The sequence below is a fragment of the Mesorhizobium sp. M8A.F.Ca.ET.021.01.1.1 genome (assembly GCF_003998025.1).
In the GTDB taxonomy this organism is placed as follows: Bacteria; Pseudomonadota; Alphaproteobacteria; order Rhizobiales; family Rhizobiaceae; genus Mesorhizobium.
Genome location: NZ_RZSJ01000298.1, coordinates 1 through 7,225 on the forward strand (window position 1 = coordinate 1; position 7,225 = coordinate 7,225).

General features: G+C 64.1%; 8 protein-coding genes. 6 read left to right on the forward strand and 2 right to left on the reverse strand.

Annotated features, from left to right (window positions below):
* Positions 1 to 975 (forward strand): aminomethyltransferase family protein (locus tag EOA36_RS21425; protein ID WP_145969247.1); only part of this gene is annotated, 975 nt, incomplete at its 5' end.
* Positions 976 to 997: 22 nt separating this feature from the next.
* On the opposite strand, the gene EOA36_RS21430 is transcribed toward EOA36_RS21425, so the two are convergent.
* On the reverse strand, positions 998 to 1,393 hold the full coding sequence (locus EOA36_RS21430) for a DoxX family protein (RefSeq protein ID WP_127279319.1): 396 nt from the start codon (positions 1,391 to 1,393) through the stop codon (positions 998 to 1,000).
* Positions 1,394 to 1,595: 202 nt separating this feature from the next.
* On the opposite strand from EOA36_RS21430, the gene EOA36_RS21435 reads away from it, so the two are divergent.
* Positions 1,596 to 2,084: a hypothetical protein gene (locus EOA36_RS21435; protein ID WP_127279320.1), complete on the forward strand. Its 489-nt coding sequence runs from the start codon at positions 1,596 to 1,598 to the stop codon at positions 2,082 to 2,084.
* 42 nt (positions 2,085 to 2,126) lie between these two features.
* On the opposite strand, the gene EOA36_RS21440 is transcribed toward EOA36_RS21435, so the two are convergent.
* Positions 2,127 to 2,903 (reverse strand): VOC family protein, encoded by a 777-nt coding sequence (locus EOA36_RS21440; protein ID WP_127279321.1) that lies wholly within the window; start codon positions 2,901 to 2,903, stop codon positions 2,127 to 2,129.
* Between the two features lie 177 nt (positions 2,904 to 3,080).
* Between EOA36_RS21440 and EOA36_RS21445 the strand changes: the two genes are divergently transcribed.
* The 4 genes from EOA36_RS21445 to preA form a co-directional block, all read left to right on the forward strand.
* The gene (locus EOA36_RS21445) at positions 3,081 to 3,812 is read left to right on the forward strand and encodes a gamma-glutamylcyclotransferase (RefSeq protein WP_127279322.1); all 732 of its coding nucleotides are present in this window, start codon (positions 3,081 to 3,083) and stop codon (positions 3,810 to 3,812) included.
* A 116-nt stretch (positions 3,813 to 3,928) separates the two neighbouring features.
* Positions 3,929 to 5,284, forward strand: a complete 1,356-nt coding sequence (locus EOA36_RS21450; protein ID WP_127279323.1) for an NAD(P)-dependent oxidoreductase — start codon at positions 3,929 to 3,931, stop codon at positions 5,282 to 5,284.
* A 5-nt stretch (positions 5,285 to 5,289) separates the two neighbouring features.
* On the forward strand, positions 5,290 to 6,132 hold the full coding sequence (locus EOA36_RS21455; protein WP_127279324.1) for a methyltransferase domain-containing protein: 843 nt from the start codon (positions 5,290 to 5,292) through the stop codon (positions 6,130 to 6,132).
* Positions 6,133 to 6,146: 14 nt separating this feature from the next.
* On the forward strand, positions 6,147 to 7,225 hold a 1,079-nt coding region (gene preA, locus EOA36_RS21460; protein WP_127279325.1), incomplete at its 3' end, for an NAD-dependent dihydropyrimidine dehydrogenase subunit PreA.

Here is a 7,225-nt window from a genome sequence, read left to right on the forward strand (position 1 = left end):
GCCAAATACAAGGTGACAAGCGAGGGGGCCGCGGCATGGCTCGACCGGATGCTCGCCTGCAAGCTGCCGAAGCCCGGTCGCATGACCCTGGCGCCGATGCTGAAGGAAGACGGCAGGCTGATCGGCGATTTCACGCTGGCCAATCTGGGCGCCCAAGATCGGGAAGAAGCGGGCTGGTTCCTGGCCGGTTCCGGCATTGCCGAGCAATATCACATGCGCTGGTTCGAACAGCATCTGCCCGATGACGGGTCCGTCCACATCGAGGCGCTGGGGCAGAAGCTCACCGGCCTGTCGATCGCCGGTCCCAGGGCGAGGGACGTGCTGGCGAAAGCCACCCGCTCCGACATATCGAATGCGGCGTTTCCGTTCATGGCCATAGCCAAGATGGATATCGGCATGGCGCCGTGCCTGGTCGGCCGCGTCAGTTACACCGGCGATCTCGGCTACGAGATCTGGGTGGCGCCGGAATATCAGCGCGCCGCCTATCAAGCGCTGATGGCGGCGGGAGAAGAGTTCGGCATCGGCCTGTTCGGCTCGCGCGCGCTTAACGCGCTGCGTCTGGAGAAGAACTACGGCTCATGGGGGCGCGAATACCGGCCGATCTACGGGCCGCTGGAGGCCGGGCTCGACCGTTTCGTCGCCTACGGCAAGGACGCGGATTTCATCGGCAAGGCGGCGGCGCTGGCCGAGCGCAAGCAGGGCGGCAAGCTCAGGCTGCGCGCCTTCATCGTCGATTCCGACGATGCCGACGTCATCGGCGATGAGCCGATCTGGTTCGGCGGCGCGGTGCGCGGCTGGGTGACGTCGGGCGGCTATGCCCATCATTCGAAGAAGTCGGTTGCCGTCGGCTATGTGCCGAAGGAGATCGCCGACGAGAGCCACGGCTTCGAGATCGAGTTGCTGGGCAAGCGCCATGCGGCGCGCATCCAGGCGGCTGCGCTGTTCGATGCGAATTTCGAACGGATGCGGGGGTGAGGGCTCACCCCCGCATGGGGGATCAGGCGTTGCGGCGGTTGTCCAGCGCGAAGGCGCCGGCGCCGGCGAAGACCAGATAGAGGAAGATGAAACAGAACGAGATCGCCGAATCGCCGCTGTTGTTGATGGGGAAGAAGTCGCGCGGATAGTGGGCCATGAAATAGGCGATCGCCATTTCGCCGGCCAGAAGGAACGCGACCGGGCGGGTGAAAAGGCCCAGCGCCAGCAGAACGCCGCCGGCGAATTCGAGGATACCGGCCGCTAGCGGCAGTCCGCTCAAGGCGGCGGCGGCGTGGTCGCTGGCTGGGAAATTGAACAGTTTCTGCGTGCCGTGCTCGATGAACTGCAGCGCGGTCATGATGCGCAGCACGGCAAGCGCCTGCGGCTGGTATTTGGAGAGGCCATCGAAAAGCTTCATCTAAAACTCCATTTCAGCTTCCCGGCCGGCCATAGATTATCACCGGGCAACGGACCATTCACTTCCCCCGGCCTGCCATCAACAATTGGTGATTGGAAATGTTCCCGGGTCCGGCTTTTGCTGTTGTGCCCGCCAGGGTTGCAATTATATCGCTATGGTTGTATTGATTGCGTAAATACTCCAGACATGTGGGTGCCTTGCCATGAAGAAAGTCGCCATCAGCCTGTTCGCAATCCTTATGGGCACCAGCCTCGCCGTGGCCGAGGACGCCGGCTGCGAGGCTTTTAAATGGCCGGTGACGCGCGAACAGGCGCTGTTTGCAGAGGCACCCTCGACACCGTCCGGAGCGACGCTGGCGGTGGGGGCCGCCGCGGACCTGGCGCTGCTGCCGGCCGAAAAGGCCGGCTTCGCGGTGCCGCCCGAACGCGCCCCTGCGGAGGGCACGTTCGGCGCCGTCGCCAGCGTGGCGGTGCCGCCGGACGGCGCCATCCAGATCAGCCTGTCGGGCGAGGCCTGGATCGATGTCATCCAGGACGGCAAGGCCGTGAAATCGTCCGGCTATAGCGGCGTCAAGACTTGCCCCAGTGTCCGCAAGAGCGTGCGCTTCAAGCTGGCCGCCGGCACAGCCACTGTCCAGTTTAGCGGTGCCAAGAAGGCTGACCTGAAGGTCGCGGTATTGGCGCCGGAATGAGCCGACGCCAGCAAGCGTGATTTCAGCGGGTGGCGCGGACGCTTACCGCACCGGCGCCATCAAAGCGAAATGCGCGCCTTGCGGATCCTGGCATTGCACGACCCAGCTGCCTCCGGGAACCTCCATGGGTCCCATCAGGATCTTGCCGCCATTGTCGGTCACGCGTTTTGCCGCCGCGTCGATGCCGGTGACATTGAAATAGAACTGCCAGACCGGGACCGGAATCTGCTCGGGCTTGTTCATGATGCCGCCACCGGATTCAGGGCCGGCGGTAAAGGTCTGGTAGATGCCCATCGGCCCCATGTCGAATTCGCCGGCATTGGCCCAGCCGAACTGGCCGGAATAGAAATCGAACGCGGCCTTCCAATCGCTCGTGTAGAGTTCGTGCCAGCCGATATGGCCAGGCGTGCTGGCCGGCACGACGGGCTGGTCCGGACCGTTCGGCTGCAGGAACATGAAGGTCGCGCCTTGCGGATCGGCGACGACGGCGAAGCGGCCGACGCCTGGAATATCGTCGGGCCGGCGGTGAACGGCACCGCCTGCCTTTTCCAGTGACGCTGTTGCCGCGTCGACATCCCTGGCGTGGATATAGCCCAGCCATGCGGGCGGCATGCCCATCTTGGCCGCATCCTCGGGCATCGTCATCAGGCCGCCGACGCCACGCTCGCCGACATTCATGACGATATAGCGCGGCATGCCGGGCGCCTTGTCGAAGGGCTGCGCCGTCCAGCCGACCACGGTTGTATAGAAAGCCTCCGCGGCGTCGAGGTCCGACGTCATTAGTTCGTACCAGAAGAAGGGCATCGGGGATTTTGGCATGGTCGGTCTCCTCACCGTTGTGCGCCGATCGTCGTTCGATCCATCCTAGGACGATCTCGACGACAGAAATCCGACATCTGGGCTAGAAATCGGGAACGGCAAGGCGCAGCCTTCTGGCAATCTTGCGTGCCTTGCGATTTTCGCCTTTGCTTGGCTTCGAAAAGGGGGGCTCGATCCATGCGGCAGATGTCACTTACAGCCGAGCTTGTTGCACTGTGCCATCGCGAGGAGGCCGATCCCGGGCCTAGCGGCAGCTGGACGCAACTGAGCGACGAGGATTTTCGGGACCTTTCGGCGCGGCTGTCCAATGAAGCCGATGCGGGGCCGCTATGGGTGTTCGCCTATGGCTCGCTGATCTGGAAGCCGGCTTTCGAGTCCGTCGAACGCCAGCGCGCCACCGCCCATGGCTGGCACCGCTCCTTCTGCATCGACATGGTCCGCTGGCGCGGCAGCGCCGCGCAGCCTGGACTGATGATGGCGCTCGAACGCGGCGGGCGATGCGATGGCGTGATCTATCGGTTACCGGAAGGGGAGAAGACTGCTCAGATCGAAAGACTATTGCGGCGCGAGATCGACGATCATGAGAGCGTCGCTTCGGTCCGGTGGGTTCCGGTGCGTACCGCGCAAGGGCCGTTGCGGGCGCTGGGTTTCTGGGTCGGGGTGACGGGCAGAGGCACTTCGCTCGGGCAGCCGCTGGAAGCCGTGGCACGGGTGCTGGCGCGCGCCTGCGGCCATGTCGGCTCAGGCGCGGAATACCTTTACAACACGGTCAGCCATCTCGAGGAATTCGGCATCCGCGACCGCAATCTCTGGACGTTGCAGAAATTGGTCGCCGATGAGATCAGGTCGATCCATGGCATTGGCATGGACGGCGGCCATATCCTCGCGTCACCGCCACCAATAACTTGACCGCAATTATCATGTTTTTATCCAGTCTTTTCAGCAACTTGCCTCAAAAATTGACCAATTGATAAAAAAATAAAACGTGCTAGCCTTCCCCAAAACGAAAACATGGGGAACTGAAAATGCCAGAGGGTCAGTTCAAAGAGGGTATTGTCGGCGGCCGCCTTGCGGCTGACCAATACGCGGACAATTTTTCCGACCTGCACCCGCCGCTCGATCATCACGAGGCGCTGGTCGAATCCGACCGCTGTTATTTCTGCTACGACGCACCGTGCATGAATGCATGCCCGACCTCGATCGACATTCCGCTGTTCATCCGCCAGATCTCGACCGGCAACCCGATCGGTTCGGCCAAGACCATCTTCGACCAGAACATCCTGGGCGGCATGTGCGCCCGTGTCTGCCCGACCGAGACGCTGTGCGAGGCGGTCTGCGTGCGCGAGGTGGCGGAAGGCAAGCCGGTGCAGATCGGCCGTTTGCAGCGCTACGCCACCGATGTCGCGATGGCCGAGAATAAGCAGTTTTATCCGCGCGCGACAGCGACGGGGAAGACGGTCGCCGTGGTCGGCGCCGGCCCGGCCGGCCTTGCCGCCGCGCACCGGCTCGCTCGCCATGGCCATGACGTGACCATCCTGGAGGCGCGTCCGAAGGCCGGCGGCCTCAATGAATACGGCATCGCCGCCTACAAGAGCGTCGACAACTTTGCCCAGGCCGAGGTCGACTATGTCACCGCGATCGGCGGCATCGACATCCAGAACGGCAAGGCGCTCGGCCGCGACTACCAGCTCTCCGACCTGATCCGCAATTACGACGCGGTGTTCCTCGGCATGGGGCTGGGCGGCGTCAACGCGTTGCGCGCCGATGGCGAGGATGCGGCCGGCGTCACCAACGCGGTCGAATTCATTGCCGAACTGCGCCAGGCCAGCGACCTCTCCGGGCTGCCGGTCGGCCGCCGCGTCGTCGTCATTGGCGGCGGCATGACGGCGATCGATGCCGCCGTGCAGTCGAAACTGCTTGGCGCCGAGGAGGTGACGATCTGCTACCGGCGCGGCCAGGACCATATGAACGCCTCCGAATTCGAGCAGGATCTGGCGGCCGCCAACGGCGTCACCATCCGTCATTGGCTGCAGCCGAAGCGGGTGATTGCCGAAGGTGGTAAGGTGTCGGGCATTGAACTCGAATACACCGCGCTCAACGGCGACAGGCTTGCCGGCACCGGCGAGACGCTGACGCTGGTTGCCGACCAGGTGTTCAAGGCCATCGGCCAGAGTTTTGTCCCGGCTGCCCTCAACGGCAGCGGGGCGTCGATCGACCTCGAAGCCGGCCGCATCAAGGTCGATGGTGAAGGGCGTACGTCGCTCGCCAAGGTCTGGGCCGGCGGGGACTGCATTTTCGGTGGCGACGACCTCACCGTGTCCGCCGTGGCGCAAGGGCGCGACGCGGCTGAGAGCATCCACAGGAGTCTGACCCAGGGATAAGGATCATGGCCACGGTGGAACCGGGCATTGCCCGTCACTACGAGATTTCAGGCCTGGAGGAGCGAATCCTTGCCGCGCTCGCCGGTGCGGGTGTCGATGTTGCCCATTTGCGCGCCGGCGATCTCGAAGCGGTCGACGAATTCCACATTGGCGGCGTGGCCGCCACCAGGGACCTTATCAGCCAGCTTGGGTTGAAGCCTGGAGCCAGGCTGCTGGACATCGGATCGGGGATAGGGGGACCGGCCCGCTTTGTCGCCAACAACGCTGGCGTCGACGTCACCGGCATCGACCTGACGCAAAGCTATGTCGATATCGCCACCAGCCTGTCGAAGCGGACGGGAATGGCCGACAAGACCCACTTCGTGCAAGGCAGCGCGCTCGACATGCCGTTCGCCAAGGCCGGCTTCGATGCGGCAATGATCCTGCATGTCGGCATGAACCTTCCCGACAAGGCGAAGCTGATGAGCGAGGCCGCCCGTGTGCTGAAGCCCGGCGGCGTCTTTGCCGTCTACGATGTGATGCGGCTCAAGGACGGAGCGCTGACCTACCCGCTTCCGTGGGCATCCAACGAGACCATATCCTTCGTCGCCACGCCCGACGATTACCGCTCGGCCGCGGCGGCGGCGGGCTTCTCGGTGACCGCGGAGCGGCCGCGCGGCGCCTTCGCCGTCGAGTTTTTCGCCGCGATGCGTGCCCGGCTGGCCGCCGCGCAAGCCGAAGGCAGGAAGCCATCGCCCGGCCTCGGCCTCGTCATGGGCGAGGACGCCCGCACCAAGATGGCCAACCTCATCGCTGCCCTCGAGGGCGGCATTCTCGCGCCCGTCGAACTGCTTCTTCGTCTCGGTTGAAAGGGACCCCTGTCATGGCTGATATCAGAAACAATTTCGTCGGTATCAAATCGCCCAACCCGTTCTGGCTGGCGTCAGCGCCGCCGACCGACAAGGCCTACAATGTCATCCGCGCCTTCAAGGCGGGTTGGGGCGGTGTGGTCTGGAAGACCCTGGGCGAAGAGGGGCCGCCGGTGGTCAACGTCAACGGCCCGCGCTACGGCGCGATCTGGGGCGCCGACCGGCGTCTGCTCGGCCTCAACAACATCGAGCTGATCACCGACCGCGATTTGCAGACCAATCTGCGCGAGATGAAGCAGGTCAAGATGGACTGGCCCGACCGCGCGCTGATCGCATCGATCATGGTGCCTTGCGAGGAAGAGAGCTGGAAGGCCATCCTGCCGCTGGTCGAGGAGACGGGGGCGGACGGCATCGAGCTCAATTTCGGCTGCCCGCACGGCATGTCCGAGCGCGGCATGGGCGCGGCCGTCGGCCAGGTGCCGGAATATATCGAGATGGTGGTGCGCTGGTGCAAGCAATATACGCGCATGCCCGTCATCACCAAGCTGACGCCCAACATCACTGACATCCGCAAGCCCGCGCGCGCTGCCCATGCCGGCGGCACCGACGCGGTGTCGCTGATCAACACCATCAATTCGATCACCGGCGTCGACCTGGACAGTTTCGCGCCGATGCCCACCATCGACGGCAAGGGCTCGCATGGCGGCTATTGCGGCCCGGCGGTGAAGCCGATCGCCATGAACATGGTGGCCGAGATCGCCCGCGACCCCGAAACGCGCGGCCTGCCGATCTCCGGCATCGGCGGTATCACCACATGGCGGGACGCCGCCGAATTCATGGCGCTTGGCGCCGGCAATGTGCAGGTCTGCACGGCGGCGATGACCTATGGCTTCAAGATCGTGCAAGAGATGATCGCCGGTCTCGAAAACTGGATGGACGAGAAGGGCCACCGCTCGCTCGACGACATTGTCGGGCGCGCCACGCCCAACGTCACCGACTGGCAGTATCTCAACCTCAACTACGTCGCCAAGGCGCATATCGACCAGGACGCCTGCATCAAATGCGGCCGCTGCCACATCGCCTGCGAGGACAC